The organism is Bartonella sp. CL100XZDX, from assembly GCF_042195375.1.
Classification (GTDB): domain Bacteria; phylum Pseudomonadota; class Alphaproteobacteria; order Rhizobiales; family Rhizobiaceae; genus Bartonella.
Genome location: NZ_JBHIOH010000067.1, coordinates 99,566 through 126,054, shown reverse-complemented (window position 1 = coordinate 126,054; position 26,489 = coordinate 99,566). Strand labels below are relative to the sequence as shown.

Sequence of the window (26,489 nt, the reverse complement as noted above, 5' to 3'; positions counted from 1 at the left end):
TTATCATTCAATCCAAGTGATTTCGGATGCTCAAAAAGACCATGATTTACCCGAATTTGATCTGATCATTTGTGATGAAGCACACCGTACCACTGGAGCTGTGTTAGGAACAGACAAGCGTGAATCTGAATTTATCAAAGTTCATGATAACAGTATCATTCGGGGTAAAAAACGTCTCTATATGACAGCAACGCCCAAGATTTTTACCGACAAGCTGAAAAAAAAAGGCTGACGCATCTGATGCCGTTCTAGCGTCCATGGATGATGAAGAGCTCTATGGGAAAAATCTTTACACTTATACTTTTTCAAAAGCTCTAAAAGATAAGCTTTTAACATCTTATAAAGTTATCGTCTTAGCTGTTGATGAAGCAATTATCAATGCAACGATTCAGAAGCGGCTTAAAGATAAAAATTCCGAACTTATTCTTGATGATACAACCAAAATCATTGGCTGCTACAAAGCACTTTCCCAAATAGAAAAGAAAGAAGAAGATGGCATAAAACCTATGCGTCGTTCTCTGGCTTTTTGTAAAAATATCAATACGTCTCAACTAGTTAGCGAACTATTCAATGACGCCATTGATGAATATCATAAATTTGTGCCGGAAAGTAAAACCTCCCTTAATTTTGAGATTGAACATATTGATGGAACCTTTAATGGCAAAAAACGTAATAAATTACTTGATTGGCTTAAAGAAGATACAGATGAGAATAACTGCCGTGTATTAACCAATGTCCGCTGTCTCTCTGAAGGGGTGGATGTCCCTGCTCTTGATGCGGTTATGTTTTTACACCCGCGTAAAAGTCATGTGGATGTGATACAGGCTGTGGGGCGTGTGATGCGCCGCGCAGAAGGTAAAACAACAGGCTACATTATTTTACCCGTTGGTATTCCCTTTAATATTCCACCACAACAGGCTTTAGAAAACAATACAAAGTATGATGTCATCTGGCAAGTTCTCAATGCTTTGCGTGCTCATGATGACAACTTTAAAAACAAAATAAAAGCCTTAGAGCTGGACCAAGATGTTCGTCATGTGTTTGAGATTGTAGGGGTCACTTTTGACCCTGCTTTACAAGCAATGACCGCAGTTGTTGACGAACTCTCTTTCCACGCGAAATCGGAAAGTGCTGGGCTTCATATTGGTTCAGTAGCAAGTGAAAATTCTCATAGGTATGGAGGACAAAAAGAATTCGAGTTTTATGTTGATGAATTATCGCGTGCTATTAAGCCCATCATTGTCAAAAAATGTGGAGAGCCTAATCAATGGGAAAAATGGGCTGGCAATGTGGCTGCAATTGCACAAAATCATATTATCCGTCTTAAAAGCATACTCGCTGATAAAAAGAGTGAAGCCTTTCATGCTTTTGGTGCCTTTCATAAAGAATTAAAGAACGGTTTAAATGACAGTATCGAGCAAGAGGATGCCCTTGAGATGTTGGCGCAACACCTTGTGACACGACCTATTTTTGAATCCTTGTTTGATGGAAATGAGTTTGTGAGTAAAAACGCCATCTCGCAAGCGATGGAAAAGATCTTAGCTGAACTTGATAAGATGAATATCAAAGACGAAGCCAAAGATCTTGAAAAGTTTTATCAAAGTGTAAAGGATGATACAGAGGGTATTATTGAAACGCGAGCAAAACAGAATCTTATTATCAAACTTTACGAAGATTTTTTTACCAAGGCGTTCAAAAAGACAACAGATAAACTTGGGATTGTTTATACGCCTATTGAAATAGTTGATTTTATCTTACATTCCGTCAATGATGTTTTAGAGCAAGAGTTTGGACAAAGCTTAAGTTCTCGAGGTGTTTCTATTCTAGACCCTTTCACTGGAACGGGTACTTTTATTACACGGCTTTTACAATCAAATCTCATTAAACCAGAAGATATGGAATATAAGTTCCGAAATGAAATCAAAGCCAACGAGATTGTTCTCCTAGCCTATTACATAGCAGCCATTAATATTGAATCGACTTATCATAGTCTCATGAAAGGAAACTATATACCCTTTGAAGGAATTTGTTTAACCGATAACGGATGATCTTCAATCTCACCAACATCTGCACAAAGCGTATGAAATCCACCAATCTTTTTAGAGGTATCCTCTGTATAGCCATCAGGAGCCGTCGGATTTTGCGAAATTTCAAAGGATATCTCATTATTATTAGTGAGGGTTGGTATAAGATATATATAATAATCCTTTCCTGCTTCAATATATTCTTCAAAAGACGCACTTCCACGCACTGGAATGCGGTAAAAGATGGACCTATCCCCATTCTCACCGCCACGATAAAAGCGAAAACACGCCCCTTCATTGATCACAAGACCTTTTCTATTGTGTGAATCGGCTTCCAGAATTCTGTCAGGTTGATTAAAACGCACATTCTCTAAAAAATTAGTGGAAAGAGAACCTACCTTACTTTGAAGTTCAGAAAGACTGTCACTGTTCCTCTGTGCCTTCTCTTGAACTTCTATCAATGCACTCTTCGCTTCTTCCGCTAACACTTTTGCCTCAGAGGCGGCTGTATTCGCAGAATTTGTCGTTGCTGTCACCGTGTCTAATGAACTCTTGACCTCTCCAAGCCCTTGCTTTGTCGTATCAGCTTCTTCCTTTGCTTGCTCCGCAACACTCTTCGCTTCTTCCGCTGTCGACTTCGCAGTCTCAGCTACTTCCTTGGCTTCTACAACCAAAGGTTCTACCTTACTGCCTTAGCCTGTACTGCTTCACAAATGATCAGATCAAATTCTGGTAAACCGTATTTCTTTTGCGCATCCGCAATCACTTGGATTAATTGGTAAGTAGCAAACACCACGGTCATTGCATTCGCTAAGACTTTATTTGTTTTTTTCAAAGCTTTTGAACATCAGTTGGTAGCTGATAGAGCAAGATCTGAAACATCAAGTTCGACAACAGCATCTTTGTTTTTCGACGCTTGCCAACTTATGTATCAGAATACACCGCAAAGGAACGAAACGGCACTTCTGTATAGCGTGTCCATTCTCTTATTGTTTATGACATCAAAGCCAGAGAAGGCACGAAAAACAAAACACGCTTGCCAGTTCTAGTTATTTGTTCTGCTATCTTAAAGATGGTAAAAATCTTCTCCGTTTCAAATGCCATAATAAGTTTGCCACGGTCTGCTTCTTTTAAACCCTCAGAGACTTTCTCATACTTTTGGATTTGTTGAAAAATTACCCCTAATTGGTGCCCTAATTGCTTTTGAGACATTCCCAGCATTGTTCTTTGAAAGCGAATTTTTTGCCTATAGAAATGTCGTTAAAATGTAGCTTTTTTCTTTTCACTCTTAAGCTCCCTCCCCTGGGTGCGAGCACCCTCGCATTAGTATTCCGAGAGCCTGAAAGTACTGAGTTCGAGTCAGCTTTTTTTGCTTTTAGTGCTCATCGCACCTAGACATAGAAAAATACCCCATAATTCCGAGACACCCACAGAGTGGGCTCATTTATGATCGAACTTTAGGGCTTTCAACCCCTACTGATCGCTGCGTAGACGACCAAAATCACTCTTTAAGTAAAAAAATAATTTCAAGAAATTGGCAATCAAAATTAAAATAATCTCAAAGACTATACGATTGGGCACTCTTCAAAAGAGAGCCAATGCGAAGAACTGTCATCATGGTTAGTCATCAACCCACACAATGCTTCTTTTTCAGAAACCGCACAACGCGATATAAGAAAAAATGTTGTTTGCAAAGTTCTCTCTTGCCTATACAAAGAGAAAATGAAAAATTTGGAGGGCGCCCTATGATAAATGACATTTACTGTGTTGGACGCAATTATGTTGAACATGTTCATGAACTAGGTAATGTTGTTGAAGATGAACCTGTTATCTTTAGCAAGCCAAAAAGTTCACTCGTTTTAGGCAATGAAATTTATCTCCCTGATTTTTCCAAAGAAATACATTTTGAAACCGAAATTGTGCTCAAAATCTCAAAGGACGCTTTCATGATCATGGAGGAAGAAGCAGAAGAATGCTATGATGCCGTAGCAATAGGTCTTGATCTCACAGCGCGGGATTTGCAAACAAAACTGAAAGAAAAAAAGCTTCCTTGGCTTTTATCGAAAGGATTTAAAGGCGCCGCATACGTCTCTGACTTCATAAACAAGGAAAAAATAAACAACCCAATAACCTTTGCAATGAAGTTAAATGGCGAAACAAGACAAGTTGGCAATACGAAAAATATGATCTTTAACTTTGAGAAGATAATCTCATTTTTAAGTCACTACATTCAGCTAAGACGTGGTGATCTCATATACACAGGCACTCCACAGGGTGTCGGAAAACTTTCTCAGTTTGACAGAATAGAATTGTATCTCGAAAATCAATTAATTTCAGAGCTAAAAGTAAAATGAATCATCAAATACTGACCTTTTTCATTGTTTCATTTTTTTTAGTCATCTCACCGGGGCCGAATATGGCCCTTATCATCGATAATGCAACGAGATTGGGAAGAAAGAACGCATTTGTAAACGTTTTAGGATTGTGTACAGCAACATATGTGCATGGGGCATTTTCCACACCTAGGTGTATCAGCGCTCATTCTCAACAACAAAACGCTGTTTTTTTTAGTAAAACTCATGGGTATCGGTAAAACAAAGCTTTTAACCAGCTACATAGACGGCTTTATGACACAAATACTAAACCCAAAAGTATCAATATTCTATATAGCGGCCTTCCCGAAATTTTTGTCTTCTGGCGGTGGCATTAAAAAAGGCTTTGAACTTGTAACCATACATTCTTTCAATATCTTTGCATGGTTTACTTTAATGACCATTTTTATATCATTTGCCAGTACCGCCTTAAAAAAGCAGCGGGTAAAAGGCTCGATTAACATTGCGACAGGAACAGTTTTATCTCTGTTTTCTTTTTTCATTTTCTTTGGATAGTTTTATCTTTTGATAACAAATTGTAAAGTTAATAGAGCAATCTTTTCCTGATTCTGTCTCTCACTATGAATAGCTCAATCTCTAACAGAGCTTATACAATCCCCAGTTCTTTTTTTCTTTATATAACTGAATTACGTTGCATTTCTTTATCATATTCTCAAGGACGTTTGTGTAAACTTTGTGTAAACAATGTGAATTTCTCGCAACATTTTATAAAATGTTACCAATATCTAAACAAAATCCTTATTCATCACTTTTAAAAAAATAAGCTATGATATTCCTCTTTTCTTTTATGAAACAAAAGTAACTTTTTGATTTATGATAGCACCATACAAACAAAAAAATGATTTTAAAAATCATTTTAATTTTCCATTAAAAATTGTTTATTAAACTAAGATGAGAACTCTCGAGTGCTATTTGAGCAAAAAGTAAAACTCTCACCATTATGAATAATAATAAATAATGCACTGATTACAAATAATAAGTTTCAAAAAATTATAAAAACTCCTGACAACTTTCTGAAATAATTTTAAAAGCCCCACGTCTTTTAATGAACAATTTATTTGTTATTAATAACAATAAAAAGCTCCCTATTCAAATATCTGTTACGTTATTTAAGAGGACAACATTCTCTTTTTTCAAAAGCATATTCTTTTCTTTATCCACACAAAATCATAAAAAACGTTTTTTTCCTTTACACCTCATTTATATCATGCTTCGATACGAAATAATGCTTTTTTAGTGTAATTTAATCTCAAAATAATTAAAGGGAACCCCCAAAAAATGAGCTACAAACAAAATTTAAAAGATAATTCTCAGAATAAGTTGCAGCGTGGACTACACAACCGACATGTACAACTTATAGCCATTGGTGGTGCTATTGGAACAGGTCTCTTCATGGGGGCAGGAAAAACAATTAGTGTAGCAGGTCCTTCCATCATACTCGTTTATGCTATTATCGGTTTTGCTCTATACTTTGTCATGCGTGCTATGGGAGAATTGTTGCTTTCTAATTCACAATACCGATCTCTTATTGATTTTTCAACCGATATGCTAGGACCGGGAATAGCTTTCTTTGTTGGCTGGAGCTATTGGTTGAGCTGGGTTGTAACTGGAGCTGCTGACATTATTGCCATCATCACTTATATGAACTTTTGGTGGCCAACACTCAATCCATGGTTTACCGTTTTTACCTGCATTAGTGTCTTTTTAATCTTTAACCTCTTTGCCGTGAAACTATTCGGTGAACTTGAATTCTGGTTTGGTCTTATCAAAGTCGTCGCAATTTTAGCATTAATTGTTGTGGGATTTTATATGATCGTTACGGGCTTTACCTCTCCCAATGGTACGGTTGCTTCTCTCAATCACGTATGGAACGATGGCAATATCTTTCCGCGAGGAATGACAGGTTTTTTTGCTGGATTTCAAATTGCTATTTTTTCTTTTGTTGGTATAGAAATTGCTGGAACAACCGCTGCTGAAGTAAAAGAACCTAAAAAAGTTCTCCCCAAAGCAATTAATGCAATACCGGTCCGTATTGTACTCTTTTACATTTTTTCTCTCGCTGTAATTATGTCTGTCACACCTTGGGATCAAATTGTTCCAGATAAAAGCCCCTTTGTCTCGATGTTTTGGCTTGCAGGCATTCCGATAGCTGCTGGCTTGGTGAACTTTGTCGTTATCACCTCAGCTGCCTCTTCAGCAAATAGTGGTATTTTTTCTACCAGCCGTATGATATATGGGCTTGCAACACAAAAAGGTGCCCCTCCAATTTTAGGTAAACTTTCCAGATACCATGTTCCAGCCAATGCTCTATTCTTTTCCTGTTTATGTATTTTAATAGGGTATACAATTGCCTCACTCTCTCCAAGCCTCATAAGTGCTTTTACAATTGTGACAAGCATTTCAGCTATTGCATTTTTATTCGTATGGTCTGTAATTTTGGTTAGCTATATTGTGTATCGTCGCAATCGCCCTCATCTACACGCTGAATCCATTTATAAAATGCCAGGAGGTGTTGTCATGTGTGGGATAATTTTAGTTTTCTTTGTTTTCATGCTCTATTTGTTGACATTAGAAGCTGATACTCTACTAGCCTTAAAATATAGTATATTCTGGTTTGTTTTCTTGGGTATAATGTATTTTATGTTTGTAAAGAAAAGTATAACTCAAGGTAACAAATAAAGTCTATACATAAAAACATCTCAAAAAAGGGTAATTTTAATTACCCTTTTTCTACTTAACCTCCTCCCCAAACATCAAAAAACGACGATTCCTACCGGCACCGGTTTGTAAACAATCCGGCTTATTAAGGGGGAATGCTGCTGATCATTTATATGGTTCACCTACATAAGGCTCTATGGGCTAGCCCTGCCCTGAACACCACCCATTCTAAAAATACTTAATGTGTAAAATGTTACATGCTTTATATCACTACTCTACACAACAGTACTTTACTGTATAATAGGATAAGAACGAGCTATTCTGTAAAGAATTCTCTATAAACTTCACTGACATTGTTTACTAATAAAACATGAGATTTTATCTAAAACTTCCCCCCCAAAAAATTTATATTCAATTTTTTATCAAAATTAAAAATATAGCTCTAAACAGAATATATCTTAATAGCTATCTGCAATAAAAAAAGATTCTATGAAAATATTTTTCTATTTGTAATAAATTTTAAATATTAATACTTAAATATAAATTTTAAATATATTTTTTAATGTTTTAAATAATATTTTAACTATTTAAACTTATTTTATTTATATACAAAGTTTTATATTTAATAAATTTACAATTTTATTTATATTTTTATATAGCTAAAAATACACATAAATAAATAATTTTAAATATAAAGATATTTATATAATAAATAAATATACATAAATATAAATTATTATTTATATACAACTAATAATAATATATAATATAAATTATATTATATATTATATATATAACTTATGTATAAAACATAAAAAATCAAAAAAATATAATACAATTTATCTTTTGTTTCTTATATATAAAATAATTATTCCATTATTTAATAATGTTTTTGCTTTATTCACATATAGTCATAGAAAAAAATTCCTTTACTCCTTAACCATAGCGTGTTCCAATAGAAGGAATTACCTTTTTTAGGGTAATTTTTATTTAAAAATAACTAAGGAGAACTCCCCAAAAATGAACAAACAAAATTTAGAAAAAAAACCTAAGAAGAAATTGCAACGTGGACTACATAACCGACACATACAACTTATAGCCCTTGGTGGAGCGATTGGAACAGGTCTCTTCATGGGATCAGGAAAAACAATCAGTGTAGCAGGCCCCTCAATTCTACTCGTTTATGCAATTATTGGTTGTGCTCTATACTTTGTCATGCGTGCTATGGGAGAGTTATTGCTTTCTAATACACAATACCGATCTTTTATTGACTTCTCAACCGATCTTCTAGGGCCATGTGCCGGATTCTTTATCGGCTGGACATATTGGTTGTGTTGGATTGTCACTGGAACTGCTGAAATTATTGCTATTGTCACTTATACACACTTTTGGTGGCCTGAGCTCAATCCGTGGATTCCTGTTATAATTGGTCTTATGTCCTTTTTAATTCTTAACCTCGTCGCCGTAAAACTATTTGGCGAACTTGAGTTTTGGTTTGGTTTTATCAAAATCGTAGCAATTCTAGTCCTAATCGTTGTAGGATTTTATATGATCTTTACCGGTTTTGTCTCTCCAAACGGTACAGTTGCTTCTCTTAGCCATATATGGAACGGTGGGAATATTTTTCCGCGAGGAATTACAGGCTTTTTTGCTGGATTTCAAATTGTTATTTTTGCTTTTGTTGGCATTGAACTCGCTGGAACAGCTGCTGCTGAAGTAAAAGAGCCTCAAAAAGCTTTACCACAGGCTGTTAATTCAATACCAATCCGCATTGTATTCTTTTATATATTCTCTCTTCTTGTGATTATGTCTGTAACGCCGTGGGATCAAATCAGTCCAGAAAAAAGCCCATTTGTAACAATGTATGCACTTATTGGTATTCCAACTGCTGCAGGTTTGATGAACTTTGTTGTCCTCACAGCTGCCGCATCTTCAGCAAATAGTGGAATTTTTTCTACCAGCCGTATGATATATGGGCTAGCAACACAAAAAGGTGCTCCTAAATTTTTAGGAAAACTTTCTCGTAACCACGTTCCAGCCAACGCATTATTCTTTTCATGTATATGCATCTTATTTGGTTATGCCGTCGTATCGTTATCTCAAACACTCATAGCTGCTTTTACAATTGTTACGACAATTGCCGCAACTTTGTTTATATTTGTATGGTCTATCATTTTGATCAGCTATATCATCTATCGCCGCAATCGTCCTCTCCAGCATACTGTCTCTCCTTATAAAATGCCAGGAGGTGTTGTTATGTGTTGGGCGCTTCTTGTTTTCTTTGCATTCATTATCTATTTACTGTCATTAGAAGCTGACACTGCCATAGCTTTAAAATACACTCCAGCATGGTTCATATTTTTAGGAATTGTATACTTTCTTTTTGGGAAAAAGAATTATGCAAAAAATTAAAAAATAAAGCTTATATTACAAAAAACATATAAAAAAGGGTAACTAAAGTTACCCTTTTTTGATATTTATCTATAAAATTATAAAAGCTATTGACAAAATATCTCTGTAGAATCTTCAATTACGCTCTTTATCAACCAAAGCATTCGATTTTATCCAAGGCATCATAGAACGAAGTTTTTTACCAACTTCTTCAATAGGATGATTATCATTTAAACGCCGCATACTTTTAAAATGAGCAGCACCAGCTTTATATTCTTGAATCCAATTCGATGTAAATTTACCCGTTTGAATATCTTTCAATATACGTTTCATTTCTGCTCTGGTTTTATCCGTAATCACACGTGGACCAGACATATATTCACCCCATTCAGCTGTATTAGAAATCGAATAATTCATATTTGCAATGCCCCCTTCATACATGAGATCAACAATCAGTTTAACCTCATGCAAACACTCAAAATAAGCCATTTCCGGTGCATAACCTGCTTCCGTTAGTGTTTCATAACCTGCTCGAATCAATTCAACAAGACCACCACAAAGAACCGCCTGTTCACCAAAAAGATCAGTTTCGCACTCTTCTTTAAATGTTGTTTCAATCACCCCAGCACGTCCACCACCAAGTCCACATGCATAAGACAATGCTACATTATGTGCATGCCCTGAAGCATCTTGCGCCACCGCTATTAAACAAGGAACACCACAACCCCGTTGATATTCATTACGAACTGTATGACCTGGACCTTTAGGAGCGATCATCACAATATCAACGTTTTTTTTAGGTTCAATCAAGCCAAAATGAATACTTAAACCATGAGCAAAAGCAATTGCTGCCCCGTCGCGTAAATGATCATGAATATGTTCCTTATAAATATCAGCTTGCAATTCATCTGGTGTTGCCATCATGATGAGATCTGCCCATTTTGCTGCTTCAGCAACACTCACCACTTCAAAACCATCGGCCATAGCCTTTTTAACTGTTTCCGACCCTGAACGCAAAGCTATTTGCACATTTTTAACACCGGAATCTTTCAAGTTTAAAGCGTGCGCACGCCCTTGAGAACCATAACCAACAATGGCTACTTTTTTCCCTTTAATGAGATTAACATCCGCATCACGATCATAATAAACACGCATAAAAAAATTCCTTCTTTCTCTATTTAAACTGGATTTCAGATTATTTTTATTAAATAAGAAACATTATCTTTAGTGCATCACACACTTATAAAGACAAAAAACACCGCTTATAAAAACACAGCAATTGAATAATTTTAAAGTTTACATATTGCATAGAAAAAACTGTAATCCCCAAACATTCCTAAAACATATACAGATCCCCAAATAACTTCAACTACTATTCTACAAAAATAATAATTACACAAAATAAGATTTCTAAAGAAAATTTAGCTAATATTCTACTCTTCTATCGTGCAACAAAACGCTATATTCTAAAAATTAAGATACAACATACAATTTTTAACATGAACCAAATCAATATGGATAGCAAGAAAAATTACAAAATAACAAGTATTGTTTTAACACAACCTTCAAAAGCATATACAACAATATCTTTAGAATAATAGAGAGGATGTTTTTACTTTTTACGTTCTTTAATATCCACGCTTCTCACGCAAAAAAGAACACCCCCATACGGCCATTATGTTATCCATTTATGGCGCCTTATAAAAAAATTTTAATATGCTCGAGCCCTTTTCAAGAATCCCCTATAATAGTCTAAGATTTATTGCACACCACTCTCTTTACTTCATAAAGCTACAAGTCGATATCATCATTCTATTTAACAGCTCCTATTGCATTAAGCTTACTCATAAGGAGATTTTACGTTATACTATTTACAGATAACCCGAAAATGAGCTCAAATATCAAGAAAATTTGTGTATTGATCCATTAAAATCCTACGCACTCCTTTATAATGGAAATACTTTCAAAACCCTATTTCTTCTCCCTTCAAAGAAATTATAGTAAGTAGATTTGGTAAAATTTCCTCATAATGGATGGTATATAAAAAAGCATTTCATACCCTAAAAAACACAAAAAATAGAAAGCTACCAATAAACAGAGGAAAATAGAATATTTTATAATGTATGCTAATAGTGCTACTTATCTCAACATGTATAAAATTGTTTTTTAAGATAAATTGACAAACCTCTATAAAAATTTCTCTTCCAATTTTTATAGAGAAAAAAGGTTACGATAATAACCGGATAAAACGCTGAACAGTCTCATGCATTCCATACTCTAATGCATCAGCAATGAGCCCGTGGCCAATAGAAACTTCATCAAGCCAAGGAATCTTTTTGACAAGAGCAGGAAGATTCATAATTGTCAGATCATGCCCTGCATTCATACCTAACTGCAACTCTTTTGCTCTTATTGCTGCTACAACAAGTTTATTGAGCTCTTGAACTTGTTTTATTTTGTCCTGAAATGCACCACCGTAAGGTCCCGTGTAAAATTCCACACGATCAGCACCCATTGCTTTAGCAATATCAAGACCATCGACAGTAGGGTTAGCAAAAAGGGATACACGAATCTTTCTTTTTTTTAAATTCTGAATAATAGGTGCTAAAAATTCTGCATCATGAGCAAAATTCCAACCATGATCAGACGTTGACTGATCTGGATCATCAGGAACAAGGGTAATCTGATCCGCGTAGTTTTCAGCGATATCTAAAAATTGATCACTGGGATAACCTTCAATATTAAACTCAGCTGTAGGAAAAGCGTTCTTGATTAAACAGTATATATCTGGCAAATCCGCAAAACGAATATGCCTTTCATCAGGGCGTGGATGAACCGTCAAACCTGCTGCTCCAGCAGCAAGCGCTATATGCCCAATATTCGTTATACTTGGCCACGGAAGATTACGTCGATTACGCAAAACAGCAACAGCATTAAGATTAACCGAAAGTTTTACCGCCATGCCCATTTCCATTTTTTATAGTATGTAACAAGATAGAAAAAAGGCATTTTCCATCTGAAACTTAGATGATATACATATTTTTTTCTATCGAACAATCATTAAACGTTCTGCTGCGCGCGTAATTCCCGTATAAAGCCAGCGCGCATACATATCACGAAATGCAAAACTTTCATCAAACAAAACGACATTATTCCATTGAGAACCTTGTGCCTTATGAACCGTTAATGCATACCCATAATCAAAATCATCATATCGCTTTTTTAATTGCCATGAAATTTCTTGATCAGGGTTTTCAAACGCTGCTTTTAAAAGTTTAATCTTTGCTACCCCACGCTCACTTTCTTCTGGTTTAACAAGAAGATTAATACTCGGTTTAACTGTCTCCTTCTGTGAAGTCATCACCTTCCATAAAGAGCCATTCAACAAACCTTTAATAGGATCATTTCGCAAACACACCAGCTTATCTCCTGCTTGCGGATAATCTGCTGTAAATTCTTTTAACACACGCAAACGCTGATTATAAAGGTAGCGCGTACGATTAACCCCCACCAATACCTGATCAGCATCCAAAACCAATTGTTGATTGACCTCTTTACGTGTAACAACACAAGCTTCTCCATAGTCACCATAAGCAATATCGCGTCCTTCACGCACGTCCATAGCAAGACGTATAATCGGATTATCTCGCGCTTGCCGATGAATTTCTGAAAGAAGAAAATCTGGTTCTCCACTGGAAAAAAATCCTCCACCTGATATAGGAGGCAATTGGCCTGGATCACCAAGAACAAGAATTGGCGTCCGAAAACTCATTAAATCACGCGCCAATTTTTCATCGACCATCGAACACTCATCAACAATAATGAGTTTAGCTTGTGCAGCAGCACTTCTTCGATTTAATGTAAATGTTGGAGCGATAGACTTTTTTCCTGTTATTTCATCGGAAACTTCCTCTTCACCACGTGGACAATAAATCAGCGAATGAATCGTACAAGCATTGCTTGCACCTTTAGAACGTAAAACCTGCGCCGCCTTCCCTGTAAAAGCAGCAAACTGAACAGAACCATCAACTGTTTCTGCAAAATAGCGCGCAAGCGTCGTCTTACCCGTCCCCGCATAGCCAAAAAGGCGAAAAAGAGGAGAACGCCCTTCCTTCAACCACGCGGCAACAGCCTTCAATGCATTATCCTGTTCCCGTGAAAACTGCATAGCTTACCAACATAAGATTTGCATAAAAAGAGCAGTATTTTGAAAAAAAACCACTATCAAGAAAAAATTTTTTATTAAGAATTGCTGATACACGCCCATCTAACAACTTTCGTAGCACAATTATCAATTATTTACCCATTGCTTTTTCAAGATATTGTAACAATCTAAATTTTATCTATACATCGATCTTCTTGGTAACACTTTATGCGTATCAAATAAAATATCATTTTTTACAACAGTAACACCAACAATGGAAGATGCATATCTTAAATTTAAAATAACACCTCTATACGCTTTTTCTAACCAAAATTTAGAATGAGAAAAAGAGCATTGCAATTGCAAAACCCTCACTAGAAAAAATGTCCTTAACAGGATAAGAATAATGTAATTTTTGAACGCTATTTTACACAATCAATCAGCTTTCTTGCACATAAAAAATAAAGTACATCCACTATTACGAAATAATAATAAATATATCAAAAACCTTTTGGCAAAAATAGAAATAGCTCTCAACAAAACGACTTAATCCTATGATGATACACCTATAAGGTTCCTATTTCCCTCTTATCATGATTTTAATAAATTTACTCTTCATGCTACAAATATGTTATATCTCAACGAATAAAGAGAGACATCACGCTTATATGAAGCACGCTTTATCTCGCACAAATATGGAACTTTTTCTGTTTCAACAATAAAATATGGTTCGTAAGTATGTCCTTCTTGGTAGTCTATTATAAGAAAACTGGGACATGGTTTCATGTCCAGCGTAGCACTTCAGGTTCGTCCTCTAGAATATGAGAAAAGCGCAATTCTCCATCGACTGAGTCAAACTTTTTTTTTGTCGCAATGTTTTAAAGTTTATAGAAACTAACTGATTAATGCTATTCTTATTGCTAGAAATAACAATGAAATAATGAGCTCAAATATTGATGAATGAAACGGAAGGTTTAAATTGAAAATATTAATTCCAGATGACTATCAAAAAGCCACCCTAACATTACAGTCTATTACAAAATTAATGAAATTGCATGAAGTGCTGGTTATAAATAATTTAGCTAAAGAATGTGATTTAGAAGATAAGCTCAAAGAGATAGATATTCTTATCTTAATCAGAGAGCGGACTATAGTTGATAGAAATCTTCTCCTGAAACTGCCAAATTTAAAATTATTCTGCCAAACAGGCCCTATAGGTTCACATATTGATATAGAAACTTGTAGAGACTTAGGAATTGAAATATTAGACGGTGGTGGAGATCCAACTTCTGCTGCTGAATTTGCGTGGCTCTTAATTATGTCTGCGCGTAGAAAACCCTGTAAATCTGTATCTGATATGAAAAAAGGACGATGGCAAACAACATTTGGCAACCAAATGAAAGGGGCTACTCTTGGAATATTCGGGTTTGGCCGTATTGGTAAAATGGTTGCTCAATATGCTCAAGCTTTTAGCATGTCCATTTTGGTTTATGGGAGCGAGCGCTCAACGCAAGAAGCAAAAAATTTAGGTTATCATTTTACGCATTCAAAAGATGAATTTTTTACACGTCCTGACGTTATATCCGTCCATTTACGTTTAAGCGATAAAACCAGAGAAATCATAAAATTAGATGATCTATTGAGCATGAAACCTCATGCTATTTTTGTCAACACAGCGCGTTCAGCTTTGGTTGAAAAAGGGGCGATAGAAAAAATACTAAGTTTGGAAAATTCAACTTACTTTGCACTGGATGTTTATGACAGCGAGCCAGTATATGAGAGCAAATTATTGCAATCAGATAGAGTTCTTTGCACACCGCATCTGGGCTATGTGACTGAAGAAAGCTTTGAGAATTATTTTGAAAAAGCTTGCCAAAATATAGCGTCTTTTATAAAGAGCGCTTAATGCCGGCTGAGCCAATGTTTGTAAAATTTATCTTATATCGCTAGCCTATCAAATTTGCACGACACATATTGGCTGGACAGATGACACCATGTCATCTCTTTACACAAAGAGCGCAGACCGTAAAAAACTCGCTTTTGAAGCTATAAAAAAACTTCAAAAAGATGAGGGATAGAGGCAAAAAAACGTAATAGAATCAATAACAAATAAAACCCTCACTATTAATATAACTTATTGACTTAATTATTATTGAGTATCCATACGGTGGTATTGAATATTCGGTTGAGTTAAAAAATAGCATTTTCGCTGCTACCACATAGAATATTGACAATTCTTATGAACAAAAAGGGGTCTATTACCCCTAGACCATATTTAATCTTTGAAAACCTTCCTGTTGATAGACAAATTAATACGTCACCTAATCCTTATAATTTAGATGCGTCTTGTAAAAGTGGCTATATTAGCGAAAATTTAATTATGATGTTTTCTGTAGTGATCGGAGAGCCTTATTCAATTAAGTTTGAAGGCGAACATATAGTAAATAACCTGCTTCCTTTAGAGGATAATAAAAAAGATTATACAGAATTAGGATCTGAAGTTGAGTTAGATTTTCATACAGAAAATGCTGCACTAAAATTTATAACGGGTTTAAATTTATCTCTTAAAGGGGATACTTTTATCTGGTGTTCGCAATGATGTTGATGGCCCGTTAACGAGAATATCTGATGCACGTCTAGCGTTAAAACTTTTAAGTGAGGAGGATTTGAGGAACTTAAGGGATAATTTATATATAATTAATGTTCCCTATAGATGGAGAAAAAATGGGGTAACCTCTACAAGTAAAGTACCCCTAGTTCAAGGGGACGGTGAATTCCCAGATATCAGCGCTGTTTTTTATCCTGGCATGTTAGAACCACAGTCAAAAAAAGCCAAGGAAGCTTTAGATCATTTTTATGAAGCTATTAAGGCTGTATCTTTTGGAATTGATGTACCACTAAGGAAGATTATTATACATTGATAATAGAATGGCTCTACACTCTAGAGATAAGTTTTTTGGATCATTTGATAGTTATGAAAATCCAATGCGGTGGATTCAAAGAGTGTTTGTGTCTGCAGATTTATGGAATCATAGATATATAGAACAAATAAAAGAAAGAGTATTTAATTTTCAATGTTAATATCCTGATAATGATATGATGTTGAGTATTATTCTGATTTATATATATTGACGATACATCTCATATGTATAGGTTTCTCCCGCATAATCAGATGAGGTTACTACCTAATTATAAGCTATGGTGGCCAATTGATTTTCTATGGCTGCATTTGATCTTTGTTATTTTTTCCCTTCCTTCAAGCCCGCTAGGGGAATTCCACTATCAAGCCCTTGAAAGAGCGATTTGGAGTAATTTCATAATGCGAAACCAAAACATAGTGACAAACTTTTCTATTGTTTTCACAAGTATGACGGTTTGCATGGTTGCCCCCTTCAAGCACAGTGGATTTTTTTCTTGCACGATGGAATCTTTCATATATGAGACAACATAATTAATTTATAACAGATAATTCAATGTATTATCTAAAAAATGCAACGAAATAGCTATTAATGTGAACATATGAATTAAAAAAACAAACATCGCGTACAAATAAATTCAAACATAATTGTGCACACGACTTATAACATTTTTTAGATGAACAAATAATAATACACCCCATGTCTTTAAACAAAGAATGAAAATCATAAAATGATCTCTAAGGATAATAGGAACTCTCCACAAAGAAGAGACAGAGATGAGGACTCCAAAGACTTCATCATCACTATCCTTCACCATTTTGTTAACATATTAATTTTATACAAGAATCTTTCCCTCGGAAGAAATAGCATTTGCAATAGCTTCTTCGCTTGCCTCATCGGGTAATAACATCTCATTATGAGCACATCCCGATGGGATCATAGGAAAACAGTTTTCTAAATGATAAACACGACAATCAAAAAGAACAGGCTTATCACAGTCAATCATCTGCTGAATTTTATCATCAAGTTCATCGGGTTTTGAACAATGAATTCCCACGGCTCCATAAGCTTGTGCCAATTTCACAAAGTCAGGCATAGATTCCGTATAAGAATGAGAAAGACGATTACCATGCAGCAATTGCTGCCACTGGCGAACCATCCCCATATACTGATTATTTAAAATGAAAATTTTTACAGGTGTGTCATGCTGAATAGCTGTTGCAAGCTCTTGAATATTCATCTGAATGGAGGCATCACCAGAAATACACACAACAAGCGCATCAGGATGTGCTATTTGAACACCGATAGCGGCCGGAAGACCATACCCCATCGTTCCAAGACCACCAGAAGTCATCCAATGTTTTGGTTCATCAAAATGATAATACTGTGCTGCCCACATCTGATGCTGTCCGACATCCGTTGTAATATAAGCATTCGCATCTTTGGTAAGAGCATAAAGTCGTTCAAGAGCATATTGCGGCATAATGACATCTTTTTTCTCCGCATATGCCAATGAATTACGAGCTTTCCAACGGTTAATTTGCGTCCACCACGCCTCACGGACTTCACTGTTAAACGCTGGTTGCTGTATTTTTAAGAGTTGCGTCATATCTCCTAAAACACAAGCCACATCACCAATAATTGGAACTTCTGCTTTTACAATTTTATTGATGGAAGAAGGATCAATATCAATATGAATAATACGCGCATGAGGTGCAAATGCATCAAGGCGCCCCGTGATACGATCATCAAATCGTGCTCCAACAGCTAACATGACATCACAATCATGCATGGCCATATTAGCCTCATAGGTTCCATGCATTCCAAGCATTCCAAGCCAATTTTTACCGGAAGCAGGATAAGCACCAAGTCCCATTAATGTTGAAGTAATCGGAAAATCCCCCAATTGAACCAAATTACGTAAAAGCTGTATAGCTTTCATCCCCGATGAAATAACACCACCACCAGAATAAATAATAGGGCGTTTTGCCTCAACTAAAAGAGAAACGGCAGATTCAATAGCCTTAGTATTCCCTTTCAACGAGGGAAAAGAATGTAAAGACTCCTGAACTTGAGGTGCTCTATAAAGTCCTGAAGCAAATTGAACATCCTTAGGAATATCAATCAAAACCGGCCCAGGACGACCTGATTGAGCAAGAGAAAAAGCTTCATGAATAATAGCCGCAAGATCATTGACATTTTTAACCAGCCAATTACGCTTCGTACAAGGCTTTGTAATTCCAACTGTATCAGCCTCTTGAAAAGCATTTGTTCCAATCACCGTTGTTGACACCTGCCCAGAAAAACAAATAAGAGGTATCGAATCCATAAGAGCATCTTGCAAAGGTGTCACAGCATTCGTTGCCCCTGGACCAGAAGTCACAAGCATAACCCCTACCTTCCCTGTGCTGCGTGCATAGCCTTCAGCCGCATGCCCTGCAGCTTGTTCATGGCGCACCAAAATATGCTGGAGTGTATCTTGGTGATAAAGAACATCAAAAATAGGCAAAACAGCCCCACCAGGATAACCAAAAATATGTTCAACGCCTTGATCTATAAGAGCCTGAACCACTATTTCAGCGCCCGACATTATTTTTCCATCTGCACTCTCTTGCTTTCTTTGATCATTTCTCATTTTTCCCACTCACCTACTTTATAGGACAATAAAAAAGCCCCTAACGGAGCCCATAAAAAAAGCCCCCAAAGGAGCCCATTACACAACACATACTGTATGATTACCCCCCATTATTCCAACGTATAAAATATATAAAAAATTCCTTGTAGACAGATTTCTAATTCCATTGATACCATTCGTCAATAAAAAATTATATTTTCTAAAAAATTTCTTTTTTACGAATTATCTTTTATCTTTCGAAAGTTTCTTTGCAAGGCTCCAGCTCTTTTATCAAAAAGTAAGCATCCATTCTTCATCAAATTGATTACGAAACCATGTCATTTGTCTTTTTGCATATCTCCTCGTTTGTATTTTCACCGCTTCAAGAGCACTCTCAAAGCTTCTATATCCATCCAAATAAGCCATAAACTCAGGTATACCAATAGCCTTCATTGCTGGTAATGAAGAGGAAAGTTTAAGTTTTTTCATAGCCACCACTTCTTCTAAAGCTCCTCTTTCAATCATAGAATCCAAGCGTTTATGAATACGTTCATAAAGCAGAGGACGTGGTGGCATGAGAAGAATTTTTTCGGTCAAATTCGGCGCAATGAGAGGTGTTGTTTTTTGTTTCTGCCACCAACTGAGCGTCTTACCGGTTGCATCATAAACTTCCAAAGCACGGACAATACGCTGTCTATCATGCGAAGAAATTTTTTCAGCAACAACAGCATCAATCTGCAACAACTGGCGATAAAGACTTTCAGGTCCCTCTTTATCAAGCAGCAAACGCCACTTCTGCCGCACAACATCTGGAACATGAGGGACTTCCGAAATCCCCTCTAAAAGAGCACGAAAATAAAGTCCTGTTCCACCAACAAAAATAACTGATCTTAAAGAAAAAGTAGCCAATAGCTCCTGGACATCACACAACCATTGCCCTACTGAATAGTTCAAAGTAGGACTCACATGACCATAAAGATAATGGGGAACAATCGCGGTGTCAGCCTCCCCCGGCCGTGCCGTTAAAATATTTAAAACATCATAAACCTGCATTGAATCAGTATTAATAATGAGAGCATTCTTTTCTTGAGCCATTTGCAAGGCAAGTTCTGACTTCCCACTTGCCGTTGGCCCTGCTATCAATGTAATTGTTCTTTGTACCATGAATAGCAATTTCTCCCAATCAATAACTTATTGCAACATACAGACACCCCCAAAGCCACTATCTTCTCTCCATTATCATAGAGTAAATACTTCAAACAAAAATACGAACACAAATTCCCCTTAAGACAAAGCCCCTTATGAAACTTATAAAAAAGAAAAAATAGACTTAAGAACAACACCAAAGGAATTTCCAAGCATTTTTTGCTATCATAATTCAATAACAAACCACAGCTATAATAATTTTGTCCGTTTAGGCCATTAAAAACATACTCTTTGTCATCATTTATGAAAATAATACTGAGCTTAACCTATACAATCAAACAGCTTTATTTTTTCCTATAAAAACAGCATGCTACTCTGATTTATAATAGGAGATTCAGAAATTGTCTTCTTCACGCTCTTTTTTTATAATTATTTTTTCATCCATCACCAAGAAAGGTGTAAATATATATATAACTAATTTAGTCTAATATGATTTTTCTCTGAGAGAGCTTTTTTCAAACTGAAGTGAAAAAACGTTCTCTATAGCACACAAAATACAATCACAAAGTGCTAAAATTCTCACTAGATACAACATTATTTATAATAATAATTGACTTAAATACAAAACATAGATCTCTTATGCACTATTTTAAAGCCTAAGCTGTTGCAAGGTTGGAAATCTAGCAAATCTATGATGGTACCAACTTGTACTTTTATTTAACGCAAAAATAGAGCTGCCCAATGAATTTTATCTTGCACACCCCATGCTCTCTATCGTGAAATGAATTTGAGAAATATTGGACATCACATGCCTAGCTTGCAAAATATCCCATATACTAAGGCTGATAAAAAACAAAAAATAATTTTTAAGGATCAATCCATTAGGAGCGTTACGAACCGTAACTCTCCATCTGGACGCGCTACAATAAATAGAGCATTTTTGCGTCCAGCTTCACGTAATTTATGAATACGTTTTTTAGCCTCATCAATTGTTGTGATAGAACTCTGATTGATATCAACAATCACTTCACCAACGCGAATACGCTTTTTATCCGCTGCGCTATTTTGTGCAACAGATGTCACCACTAGTCCTCGAAGTTTATCTGAAATTGAATAACGATGACGCAAATCCTCCGTCAGTTCAGATAACGTCATTCCCATAAATTGCATTGTCACGTTTTTCGACAGATCTTGATTTTTTTTATCATCAACTTCTTCTTCTGTATCTTCATTTGGATCTGTTTCAATCAAACGTCCAAGCTTAACTTTTACTGTTTCTTCTTGCCCATTCCGTAAAACAGTAACATCCACCACCTTTCCTTCTGAACTTTCTGCAACTAAACGCGGCAAATCACGTGCATGCTTAATTTTGGAATTACCAAAAGAAAGAATAACATCTCCAGTTTGTAACTGGCTATTATCTACATTATTTTCTTCCGTCTGTTCTATTTTACCAGCCACCAATGCTCCCACAGCATTATCCAATTTTAAACTTTTTGCAATATCCTCTGTTACGGGCTGAATACGAATAGCCAACCAACCACGTCTTATTTCTCCAAAATCACGCAATTGATTAATAACAGAAAGAGCCATATCCGATGGAATAGCAAATCCAATACCGATAGATCCTCCCGAAGGTGAAACAATTGCTGTATTAATGCCAATGACTTCACCATTTCTATCAAATAACGGACCACCAGAATTGCCCCGATTAATTGCTGCATCTGTTTGAATAAAATTATCATAGGGACCAGCATTAAGATCACGGTTACGCGCAGAAATAATACCAACCGTCACACTGCCACCAAAACCATAAGGATTACCAATAGCCATAACCCAGTCACCAATACGTGCTTTTTCTGAGTCACCAAAACGCACAGCTTTTAATTTTTTACTTCCTGCATCGACTTGAAGCAACGCCAAATCAGTTTTGCTATCCTTTCCAAGAAGCTTTGCCTTTAGTTTTGTACCATCCGTAAAATTAACTTCAATATCATCAGCATCAACAATAACATGATAATTTGTAACAATAATCCCCTTTTGCGCATCAATCACAAAACCAGACCCTAAAGAACGCACCTTTTGAAATTGACTATCTTTTTGAGCATCCTTGGGTGTAAAAAAATCACTAAAATATTCCTCCAGCAATGAATCTTTTGGGATAACGGGTACCGAGGTATTTTCATCCTGTTCTGTTCCTTCAACAGTCTGTGCCGTGGAAATATTCACAACTGTTTCCAAAAGCTCAGAAGCTAAATCAGGAATAGAAAGCAATGCCTCGCTTGTCTCTGCTCCCCAAGACAAACCTGACCCTGATAGAAACAAAGTCACACAAAAAACAACTCTTGTGATAAAAAACTTTAAAAACGTATTTTTACTCACGACACTTCTATCCATGACATGCCTTTAATCAAAGATGCAAAGAGCCCCACTAAATTTATCTACATAAAACCAGCACGGCTCGATACTCTCTACCACTTTTACCATAAAAGAAAATGGTCACAGATCATTCTTTTCATGCAAAATCTCGTATCTGCAATCCATTATTTTATCTATTCTCTCCCGATTTTGGATCAGTTTTACTAATGCCAGTATTCATTGTCGGTAAGAATGCTTTATTTGCCTGCGGCGGATTACGAAAATAGAAAAAGAAATCCTCATTTGGAGAAATCACCATCGGTGTTTTCTCTAAATTCTTGTATTGTTCCATCGCCAACCAAAAATCGTAAAAAGACGGATTAGCCTCCCTCGCATTCAATAAAAGACGAATACTTTCAGCCTGACCTTCACCACGAGTAATTTCAGCATCACGCTTTGCCGCTGCTACAATTTCTTCATATTCACGATTAGCTTCTGCTACAATACGATCTCGCTCTTGTTGACCACGAGCACGGATATTTTCCGCAGCAGCTTCACGTTCAGCTGCCATTTGCCGATAGACATCTTCTGAAACAGCATCAGTCAAATCGGTTTTACGAATACGCACATCAACAATGGTAATACCCAACGAACCTGCATCTACAGAAAACTGCTTCTGTACTTCAGCCATCATCGCGCCTCGTTCATCCGATAAGGCTGCTTTAAATTCTCGCTTACCATAAACAGCACGCAAAGCGTCAATAAACCGTGGTGCAAGGTTTTCACGTGCCGCAATTTGTGGACGCCCAGAAGCAATGCGCTGTAAAAACAACTTAGGATCTGTAATACGGTAAATAAAGAACGCATCCACCTCATAATACGCACCACCACGAACCTGTACAGATTGTGTAGGAACATCGTAACGCAATAACCGATTATCAACAATGATCATCTTATCGATAAAGGGCGCCTTGAAATAGATTCCAGGATTAGATTCTACCTGAACAATTTGTCCAAAACGCTTAATTGCTACTTGTTGACGAGGATAGACGATAAATACGGACATCCACAAAATCATCAAAACAAACACTATAGCACTAAAAACAAACAAAAAGCGAGATTGCTGCATAATTAATCTCCTCCAGAAATACGAGAATCTAAGAGTAACGCAGGACGCGCTGATGTTGCCTTTACTTTTTCCGATGACTTGCTACGCAACAATTCGTTCAAAGGTAAATAAGGCACCGCTGGAGAATTTGCCTGATCAAGAACCAGCTTATTTGGTGAAGAAAGAATCCGCCCCATCGTCTCCATATAGAGACGATAGCGAGCAGCTTCTGGTGAAATCGCAGCCTCACGAGCTATCGCCTGAAAACGTTCAGCACGCCCTGTTGCCTCTTCAACCATTTGTGCCTTTTCACCTTTTGCGATTTCCCGTGTGCGTGAAGCTTCACCATTTGCTAAACCAATTTTCGTAAAACGCACACGATTCCCCTCTTCAATCATTCTTCCACGTTCCTGCTCCGCCTGCTGAACAGAATTAAACGCAGCAGCAACCTTTGTCGGAGGAGCAGCTTCACTGATAGACACACGACTTATTTCAACACCAAGTTGATATTTATCTACAGTCAACTGAATAATCTTTCTGACGTCATTAGCAACTTCTTCTTTCTTGTCACGTAAAACATCATCAACCGGCCGCGAACCAATGACCTCACGCATTGCACTCTCAGCAACTTGGCGGACTGTTCCCTCTTGATCATTCACATTGAATAAAAACTGACTAGGGTATGAAATCCGATAGTAAACGGAAAAATTAACATTAACGATATTCTGATCACTTGAAAGCATTAAGCCATCACTTTGTTGCGCCTGACCAGGCTTCCCACCAATCGCAATTGTTTTTTCCGTTAAAGGTACTTTCATATAGGTCTCAATTGGCCAAAAATGAAAATGCAACCCATCACCAATAATGCCTTCTTTAGGGATGCCAAAGCGCAACTCTACCGCTTGTTCATTTTGCTGAACAATATAAATTGACTGGTATAGCCAAAAAAACACAATAAGCAGAAGGAATAAAACAGAAAAACTGCTTCTCCCGAATTGTTTAAACTGATCCTGCCCTTTGCGCAAAATATCATTAAGATTAGGACCATTTTCGCCACCATTACCGCCACCAGAACCAAAGAGATTCTTAGCTGGTGTTTTTTTGTCACCACTGTTTTTATCGCCACTCCACGGGCCACCACCATTTTGATTTGTCCAGGGCATTATCACCTCTTTAACTGATTACCACTACTCGAACACCAACCATTTGCTTGATCTTATAGGGTGTCTCTTACCTCATTATAATACAACTGATAACCCCTTCCACTTCATATTACAAAAAATTATTTCCGCTCATAAACAACAAAACGTGTCGGATGACTATCTTTATCCCCTTTTGGAATATCTTGTGTTTGCACAATAGTCCACTTTTCTTTATCAAAAACAGGAAAAAAACTATCACCTTCTATAGAAGCTAAAACTTCTGTAAGAAATATTTTATCAGCCATATGCAACCCTTGTTGAAAAATTGCACCACCACCAATAATAAAAATTTCCTCTACATCATTTTGAGAAGCAACGCTTGTTGCAAGAGAACAAGCTTGCGATAAAGAGTGAGCAACAACAGCCCCCTCAGCACAAAAGGTACAATCACGCGTAATGACGATATTTGTACGCCCTGATAAAGGTCTCCCAATAGAATCCCAAGTTTTTCTTCCCATAATAATGGGCTTACGCAACGTCAAAGCTTTAAAGCGTTGCAAATCCGTCGATAAATGCCACGGCATTGCACCTTCACGACCGATAACACCATTTTCTGCAACAGCAGCAATTAAACAAATGGAAATCGTCATATTGCTACCGGCGCTTTAATATGAGGTTGTGCTTCATAATTAAGCAACTCAAAATCCTCAAATTGAAAAGAAAAAAGATCTGTTACCGCTGGATTTATGCGCATACATGGCAAAGCATTTGGTATACGAGACAATTGATATTTTGCCTGTTCAAAATGATTAGAATAAAGATGAGCATCTCCCAGAGTATGAATAAAATCGCCTACTTTAAGACCGCTTACTTGCGCAATCATCATCGTTAGCAATGCGTAGGATGCAATATTGAATGGAATACCTAAGAAAATATCCGCCGAACGCTGATAAAGTTGACAAGATAATTTACCCTCCGCAATGTAAAATTGAAAAAGACAATGACACGGAGGTAACGCCATTTCCTCTATTAATGCAGGATTCCAAGCTGATACAATCAAGCGACGAGAATCTGGCGTTTCCTTAATCATCGTTAAAAGATTGTTAATTTGATCAATATGGCGTCCATCAGGAGCAGGCCAAGAACGCCACTGATAACCATAAACAGGACCAAGATTTCCCTTTTCATCAGCCCATTCGTCCCAAATCGACACACCATGCTCTTTCAACCAAGCGATATTTGTATCGCCTTTAAGAAACCACAAAAGCTCATAAATAATTGAACGTAAGTGTAGCTTCTTTGTTGTCAACAACGGAAATCCTGCTTGTAAATCAAAGCGCATCTGATACCCAAAGATAGATCGCGTGCCAACACCCGTTCGATCTGTCCGATCAATACCCTGATTTAAAACATGAGATAAAAGAGCAAGATATGACTTCATAGGGCTATTATGTCCGATTCTTCTCATTATAGAAAATAAAAACTGTAAAATCCGTACAAACATAATTCAAATCTTTTTCCAAAAACATCTTACACAAGAAATTATCATGATCTGACTAAATTTTTGATGCAAAAGATAAAATACTATAGACA

At 36.5% G+C, this 26,489-nt stretch carries 17 protein-coding genes and 3 pseudogenes; 8 read left to right on the top strand and 12 right to left on the bottom strand.

Going from position 1 to position 26,489, the window contains the following annotated elements; all coding sequences use genetic code 11:
• Positions 1–2,039: pseudogene (locus ACFILU_RS08240) on the top strand (helicase-related protein); the annotation flags it as partial.
• Here the strand turns inward: ACFILU_RS08240 and ACFILU_RS08235 are convergent.
• Together ACFILU_RS08235 and ACFILU_RS08230 are read right to left on the bottom strand one after the other, a co-directional pair.
• Positions 2,006–2,251: a hypothetical protein gene (locus ACFILU_RS08235; RefSeq protein WP_375675538.1), complete on the bottom strand. Its 246-nt coding sequence runs from the start codon at positions 2,249–2,251 to the stop codon at positions 2,006–2,008. The pseudogene ACFILU_RS08240 and the gene ACFILU_RS08235 sit on opposite strands and share 34 nt — an antisense overlap.
• A 479-nt stretch (positions 2,252–2,730) precedes the next feature.
• Positions 2,731–3,191 (bottom strand): annotated as a pseudogene (locus ACFILU_RS08230) (DEAD/DEAH box helicase family protein); the annotation flags it as partial.
• 578 nt (positions 3,192–3,769) lie between these two features.
• Here ACFILU_RS08230 and ACFILU_RS08225 point away from each other — a divergent pair.
• The 4 genes from ACFILU_RS08225 to ACFILU_RS08210 all read left to right on the top strand — a co-directional run bounded on the left by ACFILU_RS08225 (position 3,770) and on the right by ACFILU_RS08210 (position 9,487).
• Positions 3,770–4,378 carry a fumarylacetoacetate hydrolase family protein gene (locus ACFILU_RS08225; protein ID WP_375668041.1) on the top strand — a complete coding sequence of 203 codons (609 nt, stop codon included), beginning with the start codon at positions 3,770–3,772 and terminating at the stop codon, positions 4,376–4,378.
• 150 nt (positions 4,379–4,528) lie between these two features.
• Positions 4,529–4,912: a LysE family translocator gene (locus ACFILU_RS08220; protein WP_375675534.1), complete on the top strand. Its 384-nt coding sequence runs from the start codon at positions 4,529–4,531 to the stop codon at positions 4,910–4,912.
• Between the two features lie 783 nt (positions 4,913–5,695).
• A complete protein-coding gene (locus ACFILU_RS08215; protein ID WP_375675532.1) occupies positions 5,696–7,096 on the top strand; it encodes an amino acid permease in 1,401 nt (466 codons plus the stop codon).
• 999 nt (positions 7,097–8,095) lie between these two features.
• Positions 8,096–9,487, top strand: coding sequence for an amino acid permease (locus tag ACFILU_RS08210; RefSeq protein ID WP_273790746.1), 1,392 nt, complete (start codon positions 8,096–8,098; stop codon positions 9,485–9,487).
• Positions 9,488–9,601: 114 nt separating this feature from the next.
• Here ACFILU_RS08210 and ilvC read toward each other — a convergent pair whose 3' ends face one another.
• From ilvC to ACFILU_RS08195, 3 genes are all read right to left on the bottom strand, one after another.
• Positions 9,602–10,621, bottom strand: coding sequence for a ketol-acid reductoisomerase (ilvC, locus tag ACFILU_RS08205; RefSeq protein WP_375631483.1), 1,020 nt, complete (start codon positions 10,619–10,621; stop codon positions 9,602–9,604).
• A gap of 1,072 nt (positions 10,622–11,693) precedes the next feature.
• The gene (locus ACFILU_RS08200; protein ID WP_375667015.1) at positions 11,694–12,428 is read right to left on the bottom strand and encodes a pyridoxine 5'-phosphate synthase; all 735 of its coding nucleotides are present in this window, start codon (positions 12,426–12,428) and stop codon (positions 11,694–11,696) included.
• Between the two features lie 84 nt (positions 12,429–12,512).
• Positions 12,513–13,634, bottom strand: a complete 1,122-nt coding sequence (locus ACFILU_RS08195) for an ATP-dependent RecD-like DNA helicase (RefSeq protein ID WP_273790749.1) — start codon at positions 13,632–13,634, stop codon at positions 12,513–12,515.
• A gap of 955 nt (positions 13,635–14,589) precedes the next feature.
• On the opposite strand from ACFILU_RS08195, the gene ACFILU_RS08190 reads away from it, so the two are divergent.
• From ACFILU_RS08190 to ACFILU_RS08180, 3 genes and pseudogenes are all read left to right on the top strand, one after another.
• Positions 14,590–15,516 (top strand): D-2-hydroxyacid dehydrogenase family protein, encoded by a 927-nt coding sequence (locus tag ACFILU_RS08190; protein WP_375675530.1) that lies wholly within the window; start codon positions 14,590–14,592, stop codon positions 15,514–15,516.
• A 70-nt stretch (positions 15,517–15,586) separates the two neighbouring features.
• Positions 15,587–15,688, top strand: a pseudogene (locus ACFILU_RS08185) (site-specific integrase); the annotation flags it as partial.
• Positions 15,689–15,849: 161 nt separating this feature from the next.
• Positions 15,850–16,209: a hypothetical protein gene (locus tag ACFILU_RS08180; protein WP_375675529.1), complete on the top strand. Its 360-nt coding sequence runs from the start codon at positions 15,850–15,852 to the stop codon at positions 16,207–16,209.
• Between the two features lie 1,154 nt (positions 16,210–17,363).
• On the opposite strand, the gene ACFILU_RS08175 is transcribed toward ACFILU_RS08180, so the two are convergent.
• The 7 genes from ACFILU_RS08175 to ACFILU_RS08145 form a co-directional block, all read right to left on the bottom strand.
• Positions 17,364–19,163 carry an acetolactate synthase 3 large subunit gene (locus tag ACFILU_RS08175; RefSeq protein ID WP_375662978.1) on the bottom strand — a complete coding sequence of 600 codons (1,800 nt, stop codon included), beginning with the start codon at positions 19,161–19,163 and terminating at the stop codon, positions 17,364–17,366.
• A 270-nt stretch (positions 19,164–19,433) separates the two neighbouring features.
• Positions 19,434–20,306 carry a tRNA (adenosine(37)-N6)-dimethylallyltransferase MiaA gene (gene miaA / locus ACFILU_RS08170; RefSeq protein ID WP_375675528.1) on the bottom strand — a complete coding sequence of 291 codons (873 nt, stop codon included), beginning with the start codon at positions 20,304–20,306 and terminating at the stop codon, positions 19,434–19,436.
• An 855-nt stretch (positions 20,307–21,161) separates the two neighbouring features.
• Entirely contained in the window at positions 21,162–22,685 is a 1,524-nt protein-coding gene (locus ACFILU_RS08165; protein ID WP_273790754.1) for a Do family serine endopeptidase, read from the bottom strand.
• Positions 22,686–22,836: 151 nt separating this feature from the next.
• The gene (gene hflC, locus ACFILU_RS08160) at positions 22,837–23,775 is read right to left on the bottom strand and encodes a protease modulator HflC (RefSeq protein ID WP_273790755.1); all 939 of its coding nucleotides are present in this window, start codon (positions 23,773–23,775) and stop codon (positions 22,837–22,839) included.
• 2 nt (positions 23,776–23,777) lie between these two features.
• The gene (gene hflK, locus ACFILU_RS08155) at positions 23,778–24,917 is read right to left on the bottom strand and encodes an FtsH protease activity modulator HflK (RefSeq protein WP_273790756.1); all 1,140 of its coding nucleotides are present in this window, start codon (positions 24,915–24,917) and stop codon (positions 23,778–23,780) included.
• Between the two features lie 119 nt (positions 24,918–25,036).
• Positions 25,037–25,546, bottom strand: coding sequence for a dihydrofolate reductase (locus tag ACFILU_RS08150; protein ID WP_273790757.1), 510 nt, complete (start codon positions 25,544–25,546; stop codon positions 25,037–25,039).
• Positions 25,543–26,337 carry a thymidylate synthase gene (locus tag ACFILU_RS08145; protein ID WP_273790824.1) on the bottom strand — a complete coding sequence of 265 codons (795 nt, stop codon included), beginning with the start codon at positions 26,335–26,337 and terminating at the stop codon, positions 25,543–25,545. The genes ACFILU_RS08150 and ACFILU_RS08145 overlap by 4 nt, the downstream gene beginning before the upstream one ends.
• Positions 26,338–26,489 lie beyond the last annotated feature (152 nt).

What these genes read in the sequence shown, in the direction of transcription:
- ACFILU_RS08225 (WP_375668041.1), top strand. Translation starts at nt 3,770, where the DNA reads ATGATAAATGACATTTACTGTGTTGGACGCAATTATGTTGAACATGTT.
- ACFILU_RS08220 (WP_375675534.1), top strand. Translation starts at nt 4,529, where the DNA reads ATGGGGCATTTTCCACACCTAGGTGTATCAGCGCTCATTCTCAACAAC.
- ACFILU_RS08215 (WP_375675532.1), top strand. Translation starts at nt 5,696, where the DNA reads ATGAGCTACAAACAAAATTTAAAAGATAATTCTCAGAATAAGTTGCAG.
- ACFILU_RS08210 (WP_273790746.1), top strand. Translation starts at nt 8,096, where the DNA reads ATGAACAAACAAAATTTAGAAAAAAAACCTAAGAAGAAATTGCAACGT.
- ilvC (WP_375631483.1), bottom strand. Translation starts at nt 10,621, where the DNA reads ATGCGTGTTTATTATGATCGTGATGCGGATGTTAATCTCATTAAAGGG.
- ACFILU_RS08200 (WP_375667015.1), bottom strand. Translation starts at nt 12,428, where the DNA reads ATGGCGGTAAAACTTTCGGTTAATCTTAATGCTGTTGCTGTTTTGCGT.
- ACFILU_RS08195 (WP_273790749.1), bottom strand. Translation starts at nt 13,634, where the DNA reads ATGCAGTTTTCACGGGAACAGGATAATGCATTGAAGGCTGTTGCCGCG.
- ACFILU_RS08180 (WP_375675529.1), top strand. Translation starts at nt 15,850, where the DNA reads ATGAACAAAAAGGGGTCTATTACCCCTAGACCATATTTAATCTTTGAA.
- ACFILU_RS08175 (WP_375662978.1), bottom strand. Translation starts at nt 19,163, where the DNA reads ATGAGAAATGATCAAAGAAAGCAAGAGAGTGCAGATGGAAAAATAATG.
- miaA (WP_375675528.1), bottom strand. Translation starts at nt 20,306, where the DNA reads ATGGTACAAAGAACAATTACATTGATAGCAGGGCCAACGGCAAGTGGG.
- ACFILU_RS08165 (WP_273790754.1), bottom strand. Translation starts at nt 22,685, where the DNA reads ATGGATAGAAGTGTCGTGAGTAAAAATACGTTTTTAAAGTTTTTTATC.
- hflC (WP_273790755.1), bottom strand. Translation starts at nt 23,775, where the DNA reads ATGCAGCAATCTCGCTTTTTGTTTGTTTTTAGTGCTATAGTGTTTGTT.
- hflK (WP_273790756.1), bottom strand. Translation starts at nt 24,917, where the DNA reads ATGCCCTGGACAAATCAAAATGGTGGTGGCCCGTGGAGTGGCGATAAA.
- ACFILU_RS08150 (WP_273790757.1), bottom strand. Translation starts at nt 25,546, where the DNA reads ATGACGATTTCCATTTGTTTAATTGCTGCTGTTGCAGAAAATGGTGTT.
- ACFILU_RS08145 (WP_273790824.1), bottom strand. Translation starts at nt 26,337, where the DNA reads ATGAAGTCATATCTTGCTCTTTTATCTCATGTTTTAAATCAGGGTATT.